This window comes from Caballeronia sp. Lep1P3 (assembly GCF_022879595.1).
Lineage (GTDB): Bacteria > Pseudomonadota > Gammaproteobacteria > Burkholderiales > Burkholderiaceae > Caballeronia.
Window position 1 is genome coordinate 38,407 of sequence record NZ_CP084267.1, and the last position, 17,338, is coordinate 55,744.

General features: G+C 64.9%; 18 protein-coding genes and 1 pseudogene. 7 read left to right on the forward strand and 12 right to left on the reverse strand.

Annotated elements, in window-relative coordinates; translation table 11 throughout:
• The first annotated feature begins 7 nt into the window (after nt 1–7).
• Nucleotides 8–1,387, forward strand: coding sequence for a CoA transferase (locus LDZ27_RS20765; protein ID WP_244817988.1), 1,380 nt, complete (start codon nt 8–10; stop codon nt 1,385–1,387).
• A gap of 36 nt (nt 1,388–1,423) precedes the next feature.
• Here LDZ27_RS20765 and LDZ27_RS20770 read toward each other — a convergent pair whose 3' ends face one another.
• The 7 genes and pseudogenes from LDZ27_RS20770 to LDZ27_RS20800 all read right to left on the reverse strand — a co-directional run bounded on the left by LDZ27_RS20770 (nt 1,424) and on the right by LDZ27_RS20800 (nt 6,785).
• Entirely contained in the window at nt 1,424–1,816 is a 393-nt protein-coding gene (locus tag LDZ27_RS20770) for a DUF1801 domain-containing protein (protein WP_244817686.1), read from the reverse strand.
• Nucleotides 1,817–2,403: 587 nt separating this feature from the next.
• Nucleotides 2,404–2,721 (reverse strand): hypothetical protein, encoded by a 318-nt coding sequence (locus LDZ27_RS20775; protein WP_244817687.1) that lies wholly within the window; start codon nt 2,719–2,721, stop codon nt 2,404–2,406.
• Nucleotides 2,718–4,628, reverse strand: coding sequence for a hypothetical protein (locus LDZ27_RS20780; protein WP_244817688.1), 1,911 nt, complete (start codon nt 4,626–4,628; stop codon nt 2,718–2,720). The genes LDZ27_RS20775 and LDZ27_RS20780 overlap by 4 nt, the downstream gene beginning before the upstream one ends.
• Before the next feature lie 124 nt (nt 4,629–4,752).
• Nucleotides 4,753–5,070, reverse strand: a pseudogene (locus LDZ27_RS29070) (ESPR domain-containing protein); the annotation flags it as partial.
• A gap of 77 nt (nt 5,071–5,147) precedes the next feature.
• Nucleotides 5,148–5,576: a hypothetical protein gene (locus tag LDZ27_RS29075; protein WP_370653469.1), complete on the reverse strand. Its 429-nt coding sequence runs from the start codon at nt 5,574–5,576 to the stop codon at nt 5,148–5,150.
• A gap of 587 nt (nt 5,577–6,163) precedes the next feature.
• Nucleotides 6,164–6,487 carry a hypothetical protein gene (locus LDZ27_RS20795; RefSeq protein ID WP_244817689.1) on the reverse strand — a complete coding sequence of 108 codons (324 nt, stop codon included), beginning with the start codon at nt 6,485–6,487 and terminating at the stop codon, nt 6,164–6,166.
• A gap of 49 nt (nt 6,488–6,536) precedes the next feature.
• Entirely contained in the window at nt 6,537–6,785 is a 249-nt protein-coding gene (locus tag LDZ27_RS20800) for a hypothetical protein (protein ID WP_244817690.1), read from the reverse strand.
• A 151-nt stretch (nt 6,786–6,936) separates the two neighbouring features.
• Here LDZ27_RS20800 and LDZ27_RS28880 point away from each other — a divergent pair, with 151 nt between their 5' ends.
• Nucleotides 6,937–7,062, forward strand: a complete 126-nt coding sequence (locus LDZ27_RS28880; RefSeq protein ID WP_255751463.1) for a hypothetical protein — start codon at nt 6,937–6,939, stop codon at nt 7,060–7,062.
• Complete coding sequence (locus tag LDZ27_RS20805; protein WP_244817691.1) at nt 7,032–7,313, forward strand: hypothetical protein; 282 nt, start codon at nt 7,032–7,034, stop codon at nt 7,311–7,313. Before LDZ27_RS28880 ends, LDZ27_RS20805 begins: the two co-directional genes overlap by 31 nt.
• A gap of 22 nt (nt 7,314–7,335) precedes the next feature.
• Here LDZ27_RS20805 and LDZ27_RS20810 read toward each other — a convergent pair whose 3' ends face one another.
• Nucleotides 7,336–8,532: an amino acid aminotransferase gene (locus LDZ27_RS20810; RefSeq protein WP_244817692.1), complete on the reverse strand. Its 1,197-nt coding sequence runs from the start codon at nt 8,530–8,532 to the stop codon at nt 7,336–7,338.
• Nucleotides 8,533–8,573: 41 nt separating this feature from the next.
• A complete protein-coding gene (locus LDZ27_RS20815) occupies nt 8,574–9,974 on the reverse strand; it encodes an amino acid permease (protein ID WP_244817693.1) in 1,401 nt (466 codons plus the stop codon).
• A gap of 66 nt (nt 9,975–10,040) precedes the next feature.
• Between LDZ27_RS20815 and LDZ27_RS20820 the strand changes: the two genes are divergently transcribed.
• From LDZ27_RS20820 to LDZ27_RS20830, 3 genes are all read left to right on the forward strand, one after another.
• Nucleotides 10,041–10,229 carry a hypothetical protein gene (locus LDZ27_RS20820; RefSeq protein WP_244817694.1) on the forward strand — a complete coding sequence of 63 codons (189 nt, stop codon included), beginning with the start codon at nt 10,041–10,043 and terminating at the stop codon, nt 10,227–10,229.
• 83 nt (nt 10,230–10,312) lie between these two features.
• Nucleotides 10,313–10,651 carry a hypothetical protein gene (locus tag LDZ27_RS20825; RefSeq protein ID WP_244817695.1) on the forward strand — a complete coding sequence of 113 codons (339 nt, stop codon included), beginning with the start codon at nt 10,313–10,315 and terminating at the stop codon, nt 10,649–10,651.
• A gap of 41 nt (nt 10,652–10,692) precedes the next feature.
• On the forward strand, nt 10,693–10,848 hold the full coding sequence (locus tag LDZ27_RS20830; RefSeq protein WP_244817696.1) for a hypothetical protein: 156 nt from the start codon (nt 10,693–10,695) through the stop codon (nt 10,846–10,848).
• 40 nt (nt 10,849–10,888) lie between these two features.
• Here LDZ27_RS20830 and aroQ read toward each other — a convergent pair whose 3' ends face one another.
• Complete coding sequence (gene aroQ / locus LDZ27_RS20835) at nt 10,889–11,341, reverse strand: type II 3-dehydroquinate dehydratase (RefSeq protein WP_244817697.1); 453 nt, start codon at nt 11,339–11,341, stop codon at nt 10,889–10,891.
• A 201-nt stretch (nt 11,342–11,542) separates the two neighbouring features.
• On the opposite strand from aroQ, the gene LDZ27_RS20840 reads away from it, so the two are divergent.
• Entirely contained in the window at nt 11,543–13,108 is a 1,566-nt protein-coding gene (locus LDZ27_RS20840) for a sensor domain-containing diguanylate cyclase (RefSeq protein WP_244817698.1), read from the forward strand.
• A gap of 34 nt (nt 13,109–13,142) precedes the next feature.
• Here the strand turns inward: LDZ27_RS20840 and LDZ27_RS20845 are convergent, their stop codons facing one another.
• Together LDZ27_RS20845 and LDZ27_RS20850 are read right to left on the reverse strand one after the other, a co-directional pair.
• Complete coding sequence (locus LDZ27_RS20845; protein WP_244817699.1) at nt 13,143–16,487, reverse strand: hybrid sensor histidine kinase/response regulator; 3,345 nt, start codon at nt 16,485–16,487, stop codon at nt 13,143–13,145.
• Nucleotides 16,487–17,206 (reverse strand): response regulator transcription factor, encoded by a 720-nt coding sequence (locus LDZ27_RS20850; RefSeq protein WP_244817700.1) that lies wholly within the window; start codon nt 17,204–17,206, stop codon nt 16,487–16,489. Before LDZ27_RS20850 ends, LDZ27_RS20845 begins: the two co-directional genes overlap by 1 nt.
• Nucleotides 17,207–17,338: the final 132 nt, after the last annotated feature.

The window sequence follows — 17,338 nt, forward strand, 5'->3', positions numbered from 1 at the left end:
TCCGATCATGCCCGCATCCTTCGATACGCTGCAGTCGATCTGGCGTCTCGCCGCCCTGCCCGGCGACGCCCTCTCCTTCGTCGACCTGCCGGGCCGCGACCCGGTTTTTCCTTCCACGTTCGCGGTCGGCACCGCGGCGCAGTCCACCATTGCCGCCGCCGCGCTCGCCGCGTGCGAACTCGCCCATGCGCGCGGCGCGCCGCGCCAGCGCGTGTCGGTCGACATGACGCACGCGGCCATCGAATGCACCGGGCATTTCACGCTCGACGGCAAGGAGCCGGAGACGTGGGGCCCGTTCTCCGGCCTCTACCGCGCCGCCGACGGCTACGTGCGCATCCACGCGAACTTCGAGCATCATCAGGACGGCGCGCTGCGCGTGCTCGGCCTCGACCCGCGCACTGCCACGCGCGCGGATGCCGAGCGCGCGCTTTCCGACTGGCGCGCGAGCGATTTCGAGGAAGCGTGCGCGCAACGCGGCCTCGTCGTGACGATGCTGCGCAGCTTCGATCAGTGGGACGCGACGCCGCAAGGCGCCGCACTCGCCACAGAGCCGTTGATGACTATCACGCGCTTGGGCGACGCACCCGCGCGCACGCTGCCGCCGCTGCCCGCCGATGCGCGTCCGCTTTCCGGCGTGCGCGTGCTCGACTTCACGCGCATTCTGGCCGGCCCGGTCGGCGGGCGCGCACTGGCCGCGTTCGGCGCGGACGTGATGCTCGTGAACGCGCCGCATCTGCCGAACATTGCGGCGATCGCGGATATGAGCCGCGGAAAGCGCTCCGTGCTGCTGGACTTGCGCGGCGAGCGCGGACGCGCGGCGCTGTGGCGTCTCATCGACGAGGCGCATGTGTTTTCGCAGGGTTATCGGCCGGGCGGTCTCGCCGCGCTCGGCTTCGGGCCTGAGGCGCTGGCTGAGCGGCGGCCGGGCATCGTCTATGTCTCGCTGACGGCTTACGGCACCGAAGGGCCGTGGGCCGCGCGTCGCGGTTTCGATTCGCTCGTGCAGACGGCGATGGGCTTCAATGCAGCCGAGGGCGAAGCCGATGGCGCGGACAAGCCGCGCACGCTGCCGATGCAGATGCTCGACATGGCGAGCGGCTTCCTGATGGCCTTCGGCGCGGCCGCCGCGCTCTGGAAACAGCAGCGCGAAGGCGGAAGCTGGCATGTGCAGGTGTCGCTCGCGCAGACGGGGCATTGGCTGCGCAGCCTCGGGCGCATCGAAGGCGGGCTTAAGACCGCGAAGCCGGATTTCGCGCCGTATCTCGAATGCGCGCCCTCGGGTTTCGGCGAACTCGAAGCGGTGCGCCCGAGCGCGCAATTCGCGCGAACGCCTGCGGGCTACGACCGGCCCGCCGCGCCGCCGGGAACGTCGGAGCCTCGCTGGTAGAGCGCATATCGAACGTTTTGGCGGACAGGTCGCGTGTCATGCATCTCGGCGCTTGCTCGACTTGCCTGTCTTCGTGCGGTTGAAGTCGATGGCAGCGCGCACGAGTTTCGTGAGTCGCGGGGCATCGACCTTGTCGCCTTCGAGGAAGTCGATCGCGCGTCTCGCGTTGCCGTCGAGTCCCGCGTTGAAGAGCTTGTCGGGATCGGCCAGCGACGCGCCGTGCGCGAACGTCAGTTTCACCTTGCCCTTGTGCGCGTTCGCGACCGCGACCATTCCGTCGCGGTACCACACGGGGCTTCCCATGTACCTCCATTCCTCGGCGATGTCCTGATCCGCCGCGAGGATGCTCTCGCGCACGGCCGCGAGCGTCTCGCCGCGCCAGTCCGTGAGTTCCGCGATCATCCGGTCGATGTGATCGGCTGCGTTCATTCGTTCTCCATGTCGAGTTCACTGAGCGGCGATCACGATACGGCTCGCGCGTTCGCTCGCGCCATCTGGCGTTGAACTGACGATGGCGCTGCAAGTTCGTTTACGCGTCGTGAAGCAGCGTAGCGCGCGGCATGATCGCGGGCATCGGGTCGGTGGAGCCGCAGAGGGAGATTGGCGGCGAAATCGACGTCTGCATGCACTACCGTTCGCCCCTGCGTGCCCGCAATGCCCGAGCCGATCACATTCGCGTCACCCGTGCGGCTCGTGATCAAGACGCTGCCGCCCGTGATCACCGACGCCGTCTGCGTCGTGGAAGCTCCGTTGCTACTGCCCTGACTGCTCGACGCGTTCAACGGCGAAGCGTTGACGCCGCCATTGTTCGCTGCGCCGCTGCCCCAGCGCGTCGCATCGCCGAGGTTCGGACTGGCGAACTGCAGGCTCGTGCTCGAACTGCTTACTTCGGTAGGCGAAGCACATAAAGCCCTGCCTGCTGTACTGCCGAGGTAATGCTGTAGTTCGGGAACGTCGAATGGAGCGTCCGCAAATTCATCGGCGTATAGGTCACGCCTGCAGCCGTCGAAGTTTAATCACTCAGGGAAGCTAATTAATGGCGAGAAGTCTACCTTCCAGACGTCTAGCTCGTACAGATCTCCATCACCGTCTAAGTTCAGGGTCGCAACAACAGTTACTCCATCCTGATCGGCAAACTTCTTTTCCGCTAGTGCTGTACCTAATGAACGATCGTCTTTAGACGAGGTGAATCTCAATCCCCCCATCCCACCATCGTCCATTTCTTCCACGAACCTATCCACAAGGCTTGATGCGAGTCTTCCCTCATCAGGCTTGCCCTTCAGCATTTCTCTAATGAAGGCAAGTTCAACAGGAAGTAATTTGCGCATACTCATTTCGTCCTCGGCGGAGTGATACGTCCCACATTGACCGTTCCATCGGGCAACTTAAATGCGCTGTAATCGAGCTTTGCGCCATTCACAACAACTGATCCGGTGTATTGACCTTGAGGAAGAGAACTAGCAATGCCTGATAGATCCGACTGAATCGCGTTCTGTACAACCTGACGATCAAATCCAGCCCCCTCGATATGGCGGAACGTGTGGCTTATTTGATTCTCAACTTTGCCAAACTGAATCGCGTCACCTACTATCGCTTCAGCCGCTGCGCCTTTTCCCACGCCTCTGGTTGCCAGCACCGCAGCAAAGAACTCCACGCCCGGCCCAATCTGATCGCCCGCTGCATATGGCACGCGAAGCCCATCCAGCGAGATATACCCCGGATCGCCCGGCGTTGCAAAGGGCCCGCCATTGGGCAGGTTCACGGCCATCTCGGCTATCGAAACGACCCCGTTTCGGATCCCCGCCGATATTGACCCGGGTGTGCTCCCTTCACACTTTAGATTCGTGCAATGCGCCTCAGCGTTGTACATGTCGACAGCTGAACCCGCCGCCGCGCCACTTCCACCACCCACTGCCGCGCCTGCTCCTGTTGCCAGCACATTCGCAATGATATTTCCAAGCGCCCGATCTGCGTCCGCGTTACCCGTCGGACTCCCGCCCGTGATCGCATTGCTCACATCGTTCAAGTTGCCAGCCAGCGCCGCCGATACCCCGGCGCCAGCCGCGCCTCCAGCCACGCTTCCACCGCCCAAGCCAGCAACCGCCGCCCCGCCCGCGATGTGCATCGCAATCCGATACTCGCCGCCTTCCTTCCACTTATCGGCCGTCGCCTGATCGCCCGCGGCCTCAGCCGCCTGTTTCTGCCGCTCGGCATAGTTCCCGATCTGCGTGGCCACCGTCTGCGCCACGATCGCCGCCGCCTGCTGCGTGCTCGCCTGCTGGTTCAGCAGGTTCTGAAGATCCGGCAGCTTGCTGACCGTCCCGTTCAAGTCCGCCGTATCACGATTCAGACTCGCCACATCCTGCGTCTGATGATCCTTATCCGTGATGGTAATCGTGACCGCGCCGTTGCCGCCGATGTCGCCGCCTGCGCCGTTGTTCAGCAGGCCGACGGTCGTCACCCTGACGCCGTCCGCGCCGAGCGAAGTGACATGTCCTCCGGTGTTATCGAACGAGCCCGACGTCGACGACAACGCGCCATTGGCCTGCATCGTGCCGTTCTGGTTGTTGGTCGCGCCCGACACGTTCTCGGTCAGCGCGCCGCCCGACACCATCTGGCCATTGCGGTTGGAGAGCGCGCCCGCCGTGACGGTCTGCGCGCCGCCCGAGGACATCGCGCCGTTATCGTTCGTGAGCGTGCCGCTGGTGCGCGCATTGAGCGTGCTGCCTGCGGTCGTGGTCGCGCCAGACAGATTCAGTTGGCCCGAGTTGGCCGCGAGCACAATCGCGTTATTCGCCGATGTCGTGCTGCCCGCGAGATTGACTGCGCTGCCGCTCACGGTCGCATTGCCGCCGGCCACGTTGCGGCCCGTCGCGCTCACGTTACCGGATGCGCTCACGCTCAGGTCGCCGGACTGCGCGAGCGACCCATCGCCGTTTATGCCAGCGGCGAGCGTGCCCGTCGAGCCGACACTTGCCGCATTGATCGTCGTATTGTTCTGCGCGGCCAGCAAACCGCTGTTGGTCAGCGCGCCCGATGTGCTCGCGTTGACACTGCCCTGCGCGTAGGTCGTACCTGTGTTGTCGATGCCATCGCGCGCCGACGCATTGACATTACCGCTCGAATTCGTGGTGCCCGCCAGAACCAGCTTGCCGTTCGACTGAAGCGTCAGATCGCCCGCCTGCGCAGCGAGGATGCCTTTGTTCGAAACACCGACACCGTATTCGTTGCCAACCAGCATGATCCGGTTGCCCCGGTGACAGGTTGGGATTCCCGTTGATGTAGCCGGCTTGTTGCGTCTGAACGAGGGTCGGCGAATTGTTCAGAATCGCGCCCTTGGCCGGCACGTCGAATTGCGAGAACGTACCCACAGACACGCCCGCTGCGGACGGCCGGGCAATGTTGACTTGCGCCAAGCCATTCTGTGTCTGAATGACCTGTGCGCCCGAACCGGGCGCAGCTACGATCTGCGCGACTGACAACGTCGATGTGGTTCCGAGCAGCAGCATGGCGGCCCACGCCATCGCGCTGACTGAAAGAGTGATGACGGATCCGGCAGACGTGCGACGCGCGACGCCTTCCCCTTGTGCCGATTCATTACCGCGAGCGGTTGCAAACTCAGCCACCGCAACGAGCATGCGGCGGACTCGGCTAAAAACGAGCCGATAGGACTGCTTATTCATTTCTTGTTACTTTTTGTCGACCGGCGCCGGACAGTGCTGTCCAGCCAATCAAATAGTTTCGCCGAGCTTACAGTCGGCTAATATGGGATTGCTCCGAATCGGCTGTCTGTTTGACGGCGGGCTACTGACGCACCGACGGGATTGTCAGTGCCCGCCCCAATGTCCGGATACGAGGCGGTCACGTCAGCCGGCCCGCCGAACAGTTCCGCGCCTGTCGCCACATCGAGCGCATGAAGGCGCTGGTGACAGCGGCCCGCGCCGTCCTTCGACATGCCCACGACATACATCGCGCCATGCGGACCGCGCGTCCGGTCGATGACGGGCGTCGCCGTGATGCCGATGCTTGGCGCGATCTGCGTGCAGCTGCGCGCGTCGCTGGGTGTTTCGCCGGTCGCGAGCGTGGACGTTTTCCAGAGCGTCGCGCCGGTATCCGGGTCGAATGCGTAGACGCTCGCGTTCTCGGTCGCGGCATAGACGACATTTCGCGCGCCGCCCGCGACCGGCACGCCCGCGAGAAAGAGCGGCTCGAATCGACGGCGCCGTCGACCGGATACACGGCGAGCTTGCCGAAAGTGGCGGAATTGACGTTGGCAGGCGCGAGCACCGTTTCGGCGAGTTGCTGCCCGGTGCGGCCGATGTCGTTGTGGTAGGTCGCGACATCCATCGAATGCGTGGCGGGCAGCGTCGCTCCGCGCCCGATCCGCCGCTGCCCGAAGTCGACGCGGAATTCGAAGAACCGCCGCCGCTGCATCCACCCGCGACCGCCGCCGCGATCGTGGCCGCGCAGAGAAAAGACAGAACCGCCCGCCCCAAGAGATGCCGTTTCATGTGCATCCCGCTTCTCCGATCGCCCTGCCGCGCGGCGATCAACGGCCCGTTTCCATCCGCCTTTGCTGCGTTGCATCAATCGTGCTAAGATACGGGTTACTACCTAGGTAGTTAACCTAGCCGCATAACGGATCAAGGAGTTACGTCATGGGAATCATTGCCCCGCTCTTCTCGCTCATCGCCGACGCCGTGCGCGATGCACTGAAAGCCCGCGCGAAAGTCAGCGCGCTGATGGCCGAGGCTTATCGCCGCGCGATGTAAGCCCCTAGCGCGGCCGCGGCCAGCGCCCGCCGCGCACCATCGCGGCGTGCGTGTCCGAAACCAGCGCGGCTTTCAGGTCGCTGCGCTCGGAAAAACGCGGCGCGTCGCACCATAGAAGAAACTCGTCGCGCCACGCGCCCCACGCGTTCTCGTCGAAATCGAAATCTTCGTCGATGCAGCCGTTGTCGCGCAGATACGCCCCGACCACCTGCGTGCCGTTCCAATAGGCAACGGCCACATCGGTCAGATCGGCGGTCATGCCGCGCGGCAGATCACGGAGCAGCATGCCGACATGCGACTTGAACGATGCGAATTCGGTCGGTCTCATCTTCTGCTCCGCTCAAAAAGTGCGTTGAAAATGATGCGCGGCGCGCCCTTCAGCCGAACGCGCCCTTGTTCAGATCCTTCTCGAACGCCGCGACCCATGCGGTGCCGTGCCCGATGCGATACTCGCGCTCCTTCAGCGTCGAGCGCCGCACGATCGTGACGTGTCCCTGCAACGGGTAGACATCGTCCACGACCTCCGATTCCCCTGCCTCCTGCACGAGGAAATCGCTCGCCTCAAGCCGATGGCGCGCGAGGATCGCGAGAAAATCGGCTTTTTCGTCCGGCGCGATCACTGACATGGCGGCCCTCCACCATCGAACGCTGCTTATTCAAGGTAGCACACGCACGCGCGAACGGAGAAGCCAATCGCGCCGCGCGCGCCCACGCGCACGCGCGGCGCACGCGGATTGCTAAGGAAGGCGGCCATGCATTTCAGCGGAGAAGTTGCCGATGAGAACCACGCCCTATCAGGCATATCGCGCCGCGCTTGTGTGCGCGGCGATTCTCGCGACCGCGCACGCCCGCGCCGACGACGCCCGTGCGGCGTGCTGCAAGCCGCTTCGGGAAGCGCGCTGAGCTTGCGCGAAGGCGAGCGCGCCGACCTGACACAGGGCGACAAAGCCGTGCACGGCGCGCTGCATGTGTATCGGGATGGGGCGGTGTATCGGGTGTACTGGCAGCCGGACGGAAGCGCGGAGCAATACGTGCTCGCGAATGCGGGCGAGAACAGCGTGCGACTGATTTCGACGCCGCCGCGCGGCGCCGAGGTGGACGCGGGACCGGGCACGCTGCCGCCGCAGCAGGTGCTCTCCTGCCCCGCGTGGTGAGACGAAAGCAGCAGGCGCTCGGTTACTTCGCGAGCACCTTGCCGATGGCATCGGCGACGACCTGCACGTTGCTGTCGTTCAGGCCCGCGACGCACATGCGGCCCGAGCGCAGGATATACACGCCGAACTCCTCGCGCAGGCGGTCCGCTTGCGCCCCTTCGAGGCCCGTGTACGTGAACATGCCGCGCTGCCGGATGTAACGCGACAACGCTTCGCCCTCGACGTGTTCGCGCAGGCCGTCGTGAATCGCGCGGCGCATGCGCGCGATGCGCTCGCACATCGCCGCGAGTTCCTGCTTCCACGACTGCGTGAGTTCGGGCGTCGTCAGGATCTTCGTGACGATCTTCGCGCCATGCGTCGGCGGATTGCTGTAGTTCGCGCGCACGGCGCTCGTCAGCTGGCCGAGCACGCGGTCCGCTTCGGCGGCATCGTCGCAGATCACATGCAGGCCGCCGCAACGCTCGCCGTAGAGCGAGAAATTCTTCGAGAACGAATTCGCGACGAACGCCGGCACGCCACGGCGCGCGAGTTCGCGCACGGCGAAGGCGTCGTCGTCGAGGCCCGAGCCGAACCCCTGATACGCCATGTCCACGAACGGCAGCAAGTCGCGCTTTTTGAGCACGTCGATGATCTTCACCCACTGCACTTCGTCGAGGTCCACGCCCGTCGGGTTGTGACAGCACGCATGCAGCAGCACGACGCTCTTCGCGGGCAGCGCGTCGATGGCTTCGAGCATTGCATCGAAACGCAGGCCGCCGGTGGTTTCATCGTAATACGGGTACGTGTTCACTTCGAAGCCCGCGCGTTCGAAGATGAAGCGATGGTTTTCCCACGTCGGGTCGCTCACCCACACTTGCGACTTCGGAAAGTAGCGCCTGATGAAGTCCGCCCCGACTTTCAGCGCGCCCGAGCCGCCGAGCGTCTGCACGCTCGCGATGCGGCCTTCTGCGCGCGCCGGGCTGTCGCTGCCGAACACGAGGCCCTGCACGGCATCGCGGTAATGCGCGAAACCGGCCATCGGCAGATAAGGCTTCGGGCCGAGTTCCTGGAGAATCGACAACTCGGCTTCGCGCACGGCCTGCATCACCGGAAGACGGCCGGCGTCGTCGAAATAGATGCCGATGCTCAGATTGACCTTGTTGGTGCGCGGGTCCTTCTGAAAGTTTTCGTTCAGCGTGAGGATCGGGTCGCCGGGGTAGGCATCGATATGTTCGAACATGGTGTCGGGATGGATGTCGGGACGAAAGAAGGTCGGCGCCTTTAGCGGGACGACGCACCGGTTGCATCACCGGCATCGCCGCATCGCGCTTTGAGATAGTAGCCGATTAAGAGAACCGCGATCCACAGCGGGATCAGGTACACGGACAGCCGCAGGCCGGGCGTTTCGTACATCACCCAGACGATGCCCGCGACGAACGCCAGGCAAACGTAGTTCGTGAGCGGATAGCCGAGGCTCTTGAACGCAGTCGCCGCGCCGCGCTCGCGCTTTTCGCGGCGAAACTTGAGGTGAATGATGCTGATCATCGCCCAGTTGATGATGAGCGCCGATACCGCGAGCCCCATCAGCAATTCGAACGCGCGCCCCGGCAAGAAGTAGTTGACGAGCACGCACGCCGCCGTCACGAGCGCCGAGACGAGCAGCGCCGCGAGCGGAATGCCCCGCGCGCTCACATGTCCGAGCGCGCGCGGCGCATTGCCCTGACGCGCGAGACCGTAGAGCATGCGGCTATTCGCATAGACGCCGCTGTTGTAGACGGAAAGCGCGGCCGTCAGCACGATCACATTGAGCACGTTCGCAATCAGCGTGCTGTTCATTTCGCGGAAAATCAGCACGAACGGGCTGCCGCCTGTCGCCACCTTGTCCCACGGATACAGCGACAGCAACACGCCGAGCGCGCCGATATAGAAAATGAGGATGCGGTAGATGACCTGATTCGTCGCGCGCGGAATGCTCCGCGACGGGTCCTGCGCTTCCGCCGCCGTGATGCCGACGAGCTCCAGCCCGCCGAACGAAAACATGATGACGGCCATCGACATGACGAGCCCGCTCACGCCGGAAGGAAAGAAACCGCCGAGCTTCCAGAGATTCGTCACGCTCGCCTGCGGCCCCGCGTGCCCCGATGCCAGCAGATACGCGCCGAAGGCGATCATGCCGACGATGGCGGCGACCTTCACGATGGCGAACCAGAATTCGAGTTCGCCGTAGGACTTCACGCTCGTCAGATTGATCGCGTTGACGATGCCGAAGCACGCGAGCGCCGAGGCCCACGTCGGCAAGTGCGGCCACCAGTACTGCATGTAAATGCCGACGGCCGACAGTTCCGCCATGCTGACGAGGATATAGACCGCCCAGTAGTTCCAGCCGGAGACGAAGCCCGCCGCGTGGCCCCAGTACTTGTCGGCGAAATAGCTGAACGAACCCGCAACGGGTTCGTCGACGACCATCTCGCCGAGCTGCCGCATGATGAAAAACGCCATCAGCCCGGCAATCGCATAGCCGAGCAGCACGGAGGGCCCGGCGAGCTGGATCGTCTGCGCGACGCCGAGAAAAAGCCCGGTGCCGATGGCGCCGCCGAGCGCGATCAGCTGAATGTGACGGCTCTTGAGTCCGCGCTTGAGGGAGTCGTGATCGCCTGCTGCCTGGGTGTTGCCTGAAGCCATTGTCGATGCCTGCCTGAACTGCATGCGCTCGCGCGAATTGCCCCGCGCCGCCGCGCCGTCGCCGTCATGAAAACGCGCGAACCGTTGTTTTTTTGCGCGAACGGCATGGCGCCGCCGCGTACCCGAGCCGATCCGCGCGTCGCGCTGCGGCGGATCGAAGAACGCGATTTTACCGCCCGCCGCCCGCAAAGCCTTGTCCGATGGACCTGGCGCCGCGAGCGTGCGCGCGCCGGGGCGGTCAAGAAGCGGAACTGAGGCAGGAATCGGGTCTTTTTCGGAGGATTGATTTCGTCGCGCTCGCCGCAGAATTCGTTTCATCCACTCACGGGGTAGCCGACATGTTCCAGACGATGGAAGGAAACGCGAGGCCGCATCAGATGGCCTATTCGAAGTCGATCGCGGGCTCGATTCCGGGCGCAATCGCTTCACAGGACGGTTCGCAGGACGGTTCGCCGCTCTCCGAGGCCGAGTTGCTCGCCGCGCTGCAGACCGCCTCCGACAACGTGATGCGCCTCGCCTGCAAGCTGCACGCGCAGCCGGACGCAGACGCCGCGCACGCGCTCGCCGAGGAACATGCGCTCGCGCAGGAACTCATCGCCCGGCTGCTCGCCCTGCCTGCCGCTTCGGCCGCTTCGACCGCTTCTGCTGCTTGCGCCGCTTCGCAAGCCCAGGCCTGAGCTTCAACCCCGCGCACACCGCATCCATCAGGAACGAAGAAATGAACTACTTGACCATCATCGCGGCTGTGTGGACGGTCTGCGCGATCTTCGCGGTGCTGTTTATCCGCGGCGCAACGGCGCGCGACCAGAAGCCCGCGCGCGTGCAAAGCCCGGTGCGCCAGCAAGCGCCGAAAGCGGTGCGCCACACGGCCTGAGGTAGCGCGGCGTCAGGCGTCGGACATCGAGCGGCGCGCGTCACGCGGCGCGCGATTGCCCGATTGCCGAAACCGCCGCGCGCAAACCCAGCAAATAGCTTTCCACGCCGAAGCCGCAAATCTGTCCCTTCACGACTTCGGCGAACACCGATACGTGCCTGAACGCCTCGCGTGCATGAACGTTCGACATATGCACCTCGACGATCGGCACGGTGAGAATGGCGAGCGCGTCACGGATAGCGATGCTGTAGTGCGTCCACGCGCCCGCATTGATGACGACCGCGTCCACCTTGTCGCTGAACGCCTGATGAATGCGCGAGCACATCTCGCCTTCGATGTTGGTCTGATAGCACTCCACTTCGACGCCGAGTTCCTGGCCGAGCCTCGCGACTTCTTCGTCGATCTGCGCGAGCGTGGCCGTGCCGTACTGCTTCGGATCGCGCTTGCCGAACATGTTGAGATTGACGCCGTGCAGCGTGAGGATCTTCGTCATGGTGGTGTCCTTGTATGAGTTGCGGCTCGTTCGGGTGATCCGCAGATTCTGAGGGCGCGCGCTCGCACTGACAATAGGCCCGCATTGGACGCATGGCATCAAGTTGCGCTCTATCCCGCCGTAAACCCGTATACCGGCTGACGGCGGGTTCGCCCGCGGCGCCTCTTCACTCACCGTTTCTTCGGCCATCCGGCCATGCGTATGTCAGGCTCTTCGTCCCTGCTCGATTCGATTCTGGCCACTCCCGCGGCCGACGACGGGCACAGCACGGCCGCCATCCGCTCGTCGCTCCTTTCCACGCTTCTCGAAGACGTCCGTCCGCTGCTGCTGTCGGGCGCATCGGCGTCGTTCGTCGCACTCGTCGCGCTCATGCGGCAGCACGCGCTCTGGACCGTCATCTGGTTAGCCGCCGACGCGCTTTTCTTCGCGGCGCGCCTCGTCATCGTCTATCGCTATCGGGCGCTCTCCCGTCCGACTGCGCCGCATCCGGGGCCTTGGGCCGCGCGCTATGCGCCGTTCGGTCTCGGCGCGTGCTGCGTGATGGGCTTAGGCACGATGGCGTGCGTGATAACCGGCGACGCCGTCCTCGCCTCGCTCGCGATCATGGTGACGGCGGGCGTCCTCGGCGGCATCGCGTCGCGCAACGCGGGCCTGCCGCACCTCGCCATCGGGCAAATCACGCTCGGCGCCGTGCCGATCGCAGTCGGCGCGCTCTTCGGGCCGGCGTCCTGCTGGATACTGGTGCCGCCGCTCGCGCTCTATCTCGCGGCCATGTGCGCCGTCGTGCAGCGGCACTACCGCAACCTCGTCGCGCTGATGAGCGCCGAACAGGGCCACGCGGAACTGGCCGCGCGCTTCGACGCCGCGCTCGCGCATATGCCGCACGGCCTCTGCACCATCGACCCGGCGGGCAAGGTCGTGATCGCCAACCGCAAGGCGGCCGAACTCTTCGGCGCGACCGTCGAAATGTTGCGGCTCAACGTGCCGCTTCCCGATTTCATCGGCTATGCGGGGCTGGCGAAGTTCGGCGAGACGCTGCGCGCGCAGCTCGTCGAGCGCTGCACGAAATGGCTGGAAAGCGGCCACGCGCCGCTCGATCTCGAACTGCTCGATGGCCGGCAGCTCGAACTGAGCCGCAATGCGGTTCCGGACGGGAGCGCCGTCATCATCATCGAGGACGTGACGCAACGGCGCCGCGCGGAAGCGAAAATCCTGCACTGGGCGCATCACGATTCGCTCACGGGCCTGCCGAACCGCCGCTATCTGGGCGACCACGCCGAACGGCTGATGGCGAGCGGCGCGGCGCGCGAGAAAGTGATGGTGATGTACGTCGATCTCGACGGCTTCAAGGAAGTGAACGATACGCACGGCCACAATGCGGGCGACGAGCTGCTGTGCCGCGTCGCGGACCGCCTGCGCAACGCGATGCGCCGCGGCGAGCTGGCCGCGCGCCTCGGCGGCGACGAGTTCGCGCTCGTCGCGACGTTTTTCGCGCAGGCGTCGAGCATCGCGTTCGCGCGGCGCATCGTCCGGGACCTGTCGCTGCCCTTCACGCTCGATGGCGGCACGGTCCTGCATGTCGGCGTGAGCATCGGCATCGCGGTCGCGAAACCGGGGGAATCGTTCGAGCGGGCGCTCAAGCGCGCCGATATCGCGCTATACGAAGCGAAAACAGAAGGCCGCGGCGGATACCGCTTCTCGCGCGAGGACGAGATCGCCGCGCCCGACGACCTCGAAGCGGTGAGCGCGCCGGCGCACCGGATGTGACGCGTCATCGGCTCTCGTGGCGCGCCTCGTGCCGCTACTTTTGCGGCGCCTGCAACGCGGCGTGCAGCGCATCGCGCAACTCCACGAGATCGTCGCGGATCAGCACCGTGAAGGTATCGACCTCTTCGACCCAGCTTCCCGATTCGCGCAGCACGGCGCGCAGCTCCTGGCACTGGTCGTAGAGCATCGAAGGTCCGAGCACCGTGAGACCGCCCGCCAGCTTGTGCGCCCAGCGGCGCAGCTTCTGCGCATCGCGGCTCTTGCAGATGGCCGCGAGCGCGACGATGTCCTCGTCGACTTGCGCCACGAAATCGCGCGTGTAGGCGGACGGCACCGGCGGGAAACGCGGCGGCAGATCGTCGTCTTCGTCGTCGCGTTGTGCGTCGGTTTCCGCATCTACCCTCGCATCTACCCTCGCATCGAGCTTCGCATCGGCCTTTGCATCGGCTTGCGCGCGGGTGCGCGCCGCAGCGGGCGCCTGCAGCACGCCCGCGAGCACTGCGAGCGGAACCGGTTTCGTCAGGTAATCCGTGAAGCCTTGCGCGCGTCCGCGTTCGACGTCCTGCGCGCTGGCGCTCGCGCTGATCGCATAGATGGGCATGGCGGGATCCAGCTCGCGCGCCGCGATCAGCAGTTCCCCGCCGGACATCTTCGGCATGTCCATGTCCGTCAGCACGATGTCCACGCGATGCTTGCGCAGCAGATCGAGCGCCTCCTCGCCGTCATGCGCTTCGAGCACGACCGCGCCGAGCGTCAGCAACTGATCGCGCAGCAGTCCGCGGTTCAGGCGGTTGTCTTCCGCGATCACGACGACCGGGCCCGTCACGCGCGCGGCCGCAACGTCGAGCGCGCCGGCCGACGCGGCCCGCCCCGGCGCGCTCTTGCGATCCTCGACGATCGCAATCGCGTCCCTGATTCCCTGCAGGCTGAAGATGCTGACTTCCAGCACGCCGTCGGCCCAGTGAACCGGCACGAGCGGTCCGTCCTGCGTCATGCGGATGACGCGCGCCGGCTGCTTCCAGAGCGTCTGCACGACCTGCTCCGAGAACTCGTCCGTGAAGATCAGATAATCGCAGCCTTGGGCGAGTGCGGTATCGGTCGGACCGACGAACGTGAGCGAGCTGCGGTCCGCATCGTAAAGATTCTCGAACCATTCCCGATACTCGCTCGCGCGGCACAGGATGGCCGGCTTGCCGTCCGGCATCGCGAGACCCGCGCCGCTCGCCGATTCATCGACGGCAAGCGGCAGCGACACGTCGATGCGCGTGCCGACGCCTTCCGCGCTGTCGAGCGAGATCCTGCCCTTCATCAGCTCGCAGAGCCGCACGCAGATGGACAGGCCGAGGCCCGTTCCGCGCGCTTGCGTGAGGCGGTGCGCTTCCCCTTGTATGAACGGCCGGAAGAGTTTCTCGCGCTGCGCCTTCGGAATGCCGATGCCCGAATCCGCCACGCTCAGCCGCAGCGCATTGTCCGTCCATGCCGCGCGCACCACGACCTTGCCCGAGTGCGTGAACTTGAGCGCGTTGCCGAGCAGGTTATTGAGAATTTGCGACACGCGGATCGGATCGAAAGAGACGCGCGCGGGACAAGAGCGGTCGAGCACGACATAGAGCTTGAGCCCCTGGCGGTTGGCGAGCGGCGCGTGCGCGACCATCGCGCGCAGCACGAGTTCGCGTATCGAGCCCCATTCCTCGGCGAGCCGCATTTCGCCAACGTCCATCTTCGAGAAGTCCAGCACGTCGTTGACGACCTGCAGAAGCGCGCCCGCCGACGCCTGCATCGCGTGCACGCGCGCCTGCTGTTCGGGCGCAAGCGGCCCGAGCGCGACGAGTTCCAGATTGCCGACGAGCGACGACAACGGCGTGCGGATCTCGTGGCTCATCGACGCGAAGAAGCCGAGCTTCGCTTTGGCGGCGGCATCGCTGTCGTCCTTGGCGAGCCGCAGGAGACGCTCCACTTCATGATGCTCGGTGATGTCCACGATGGCGCAGAAAAGCACGTCGGTCTGGTTCACGACCGCTCCTGCATAGGAGACCTTGAGATGCAGCGTGCCGTCGTCCGGCTTCTCGAGCGAATACTGAACCTGGCGGATCATCGCCTCGTCGCCTTCCTCGCGCGCGATGCCGCGCGCCGCAAGCGTATTGGACAGGCCGGCGGGCAGGACCATCGAGGCATCGTTCAGATCGAAGAGCGTGCGCGCGATCTGATTGGCCGCGATGACCTGAAAGCTGTCCCTGAGCGCGATGCACAGGCCGACCGGCGTCGCGTGCACCAGCAGATGGTTCAGGATTTCGCCTTCGACGGCACGGCATGCCTGCTCGTAAGTGCGCGTAAGGAAGCGGAAATTCCAGTAGCGATACATCGCGAGCAGCATGGCAACCAGCGCGCCCGTCACGAGCACCATGATGATCGCCTGACTGCGCTTTGCGGCGAGTTCGGTCGCGAGCGGCAGCGCGACGACGATATGCCCCATGCCGAGCGCGAGCGGCTCGAAGCGCGCGCCCCATCCGCCGACGGGCAGCCAGTGATAGACGGCGGCGCGCTCCTCCGCGAGCCTCGGGTTCGCGTACCGCGTGTAATCGGTGTCGTCGCCGGCAAGCAGTGCGCCGCCTTCGTCGAAAATGGCGAACTGCGATTCGAGCGACTCGGGCGTCACCCGTTTGATGAGCCAGTTGAGGTCGATTCTCGTGAACACGAGCGCGAACGGCGCGTTGTCGCGCGCGACCACCATGAACATGATGACGGTGGGTTGAAAAAAACCGATCGTCTGCGGCGCGATGAACCACATGACCCGCCGCGCGTGCGCCGCATCCAGCGGCGCGATGCCGTGTGCCTTCATAAACGTCTTCGCGGTATCCGTTAGCGCGACGAGCCTTGTGGCGGCCGGCAGTTTCTCGTCGATATCGTCGAAGAATCCGTAGCCGTAAGAGGCGCTTCCGTCGAAGGATGCGTATTGCAGCACCGGGCGCGTGCTTTCCTCGGGAATCGTCGCACGCGCGGCCGCGCACGCCGTAGCGAGCGCGGTTGCTTCACGGTCCGCCGGAAAGGCCTCGCACAGTGGCTTCGGTTTCGATTGCAAGGCCGCCGATTTCGGTGCGACCGCGCCGACTTCGAGCAACAGGCTGCCCGGCGTAAGTATGTTGTAGCGGCTGAATACGACGACGTTCACCGTCCGCATGGCCGATTGCACGATTTCCTGCTCGGTCTTCAATGTCGATGTCAACATGAAGACCGTGGCCGCGATCGCGCCGCACACCGCGGCGAATATCAGCAGGCCGACCGCTATCGCGAAGATGCGCCGCTCGCGCTTCAGATTGCCTTCGAGCATCCGCAGCATCTGCAGAGGAGAATCCTGCGATGCGGCGAAGAAGCGCTCCATCACGCAAGTCCCGTCTTTGCCGCATATTTGACGAGGTCTACGTGATTCTCCACATGCAGCTTGCGCATGGCGGAGCGTTTTTGAGTCGCAACGGTCGGCACCGAGCGGTTCAGCGTGCGGGCGATTTCCGTCACCGAAAGCCCTTGCGCGAAGAGGCGCACGACTTCGAGTTCGCGCGGCGAGAGCGGCTGTTCGCGCGCGAGATCGCGTGTCGTCGAACCCTCGCGCGCGAGCCGGTGCTGAATCTTCGAGGAAAGGATGGTTTCCTTCGTGCCGAGCGCGCGCACCGCGATCTGCGCGAGTTCGCTCGCCGGCTCTTCCTTGCTGACGATGGCCGCGACGCCCAATTTGCACAGCTCATGGAACATGCCGCCGCTCGTCATCATCGTGAGAATGACGAGCGGCACCTGCGGATACGAGCGACGCAGCCGGCTCACGAGCCGCAGGCCATCGAGTTCCACTTCTTCGTCGCCCTGCATGACGAGATCGGTAATGACGAGATCGGCGGGCTCTTTCTCGAGCACGCGGACGAGTTCGGCGCCCGAGTTCACCGTCGCGGTAATCGTAAAGCCGGGCAGCTTCGAGAACTGATCCGAAACGGCCAGAAGCACGATCGGGTGATCGTCGGCCAGTACGACGCGAACGGGCTGCGCGTGTGCGTTCATGAGCACACTGCCCGTTGCGCCCAACGCTTTTGTATCGAAAGACGGAACAGACACGCCCGCTCCTTCAAAACCGGCAACGGATAAACGGCACTGCTCATCGATGCGCCCTCCGGTTGCGAACGAACCTTCCCGATTCATTCTAGGGGACGAAGGTTCGCATTGGAAGGCGCTGCGCCAGCTTTGCGC

Coding starts and splice junctions, on each gene's coding strand:
- LDZ27_RS20800 (WP_244817690.1), bottom strand. CDS start 6,785: ATGTCAGTGATCGCGCCGGACGAAAAAGCCGATTTTCTCGCGATCCTC.
- aroQ (WP_244817697.1), bottom strand. CDS start 11,341: ATGACGAAGATCCTCACGCTGCACGGCGTCAATCTCAACATGTTCGGC.
- LDZ27_RS20795 (WP_244817689.1), bottom strand. CDS start 6,487: ATGAGACCGACCGAATTCGCATCGTTCAAGTCGCATGTCGGCATGCTG.
- LDZ27_RS20815 (WP_244817693.1), bottom strand. CDS start 9,974: ATGGCTTCAGGCAACACCCAGGCAGCAGGCGATCACGACTCCCTCAAG.
- LDZ27_RS28880 (WP_255751463.1), top strand. CDS start 6,937: ATGAGAACCACGCCCTATCAGGCATATCGCGCCGCGCTTGTGTGCGCG.
- LDZ27_RS20840 (WP_244817698.1), top strand. CDS start 11,543: ATGTCAGGCTCTTCGTCCCTGCTCGATTCGATTCTGGCCACTCCCGCG.
- LDZ27_RS20780 (WP_244817688.1), bottom strand. CDS start 4,628: ATGCTGGTTGGCAACGAATACGGTGTCGGTGTTTCGAACAAAGGCATC.
- LDZ27_RS20830 (WP_244817696.1), top strand. CDS start 10,693: ATGAACTACTTGACCATCATCGCGGCTGTGTGGACGGTCTGCGCGATC.
- LDZ27_RS20775 (WP_244817687.1), bottom strand. CDS start 2,721: ATGAGTATGCGCAAATTACTTCCTGTTGAACTTGCCTTCATTAGAGAA.
- LDZ27_RS20820 (WP_244817694.1), top strand. CDS start 10,041: ATGAAAACGCGCGAACCGTTGTTTTTTTGCGCGAACGGCATGGCGCCG.
- LDZ27_RS20825 (WP_244817695.1), top strand. CDS start 10,313: ATGTTCCAGACGATGGAAGGAAACGCGAGGCCGCATCAGATGGCCTAT.
- LDZ27_RS20810 (WP_244817692.1), bottom strand. CDS start 8,532: ATGTTCGAACATATCGATGCCTACCCCGGCGACCCGATCCTCACGCTG.
- LDZ27_RS20770 (WP_244817686.1), bottom strand. CDS start 1,816: ATGAACGCAGCCGATCACATCGACCGGATGATCGCGGAACTCACGGAC.
- LDZ27_RS20765 (WP_244817988.1), top strand. CDS start 8: ATGCCCGCATCCTTCGATACGCTGCAGTCGATCTGGCGTCTCGCCGCC.
- LDZ27_RS20845 (WP_244817699.1), bottom strand. CDS start 16,487: ATGGAGCGCTTCTTCGCCGCATCGCAGGATTCTCCTCTGCAGATGCTG.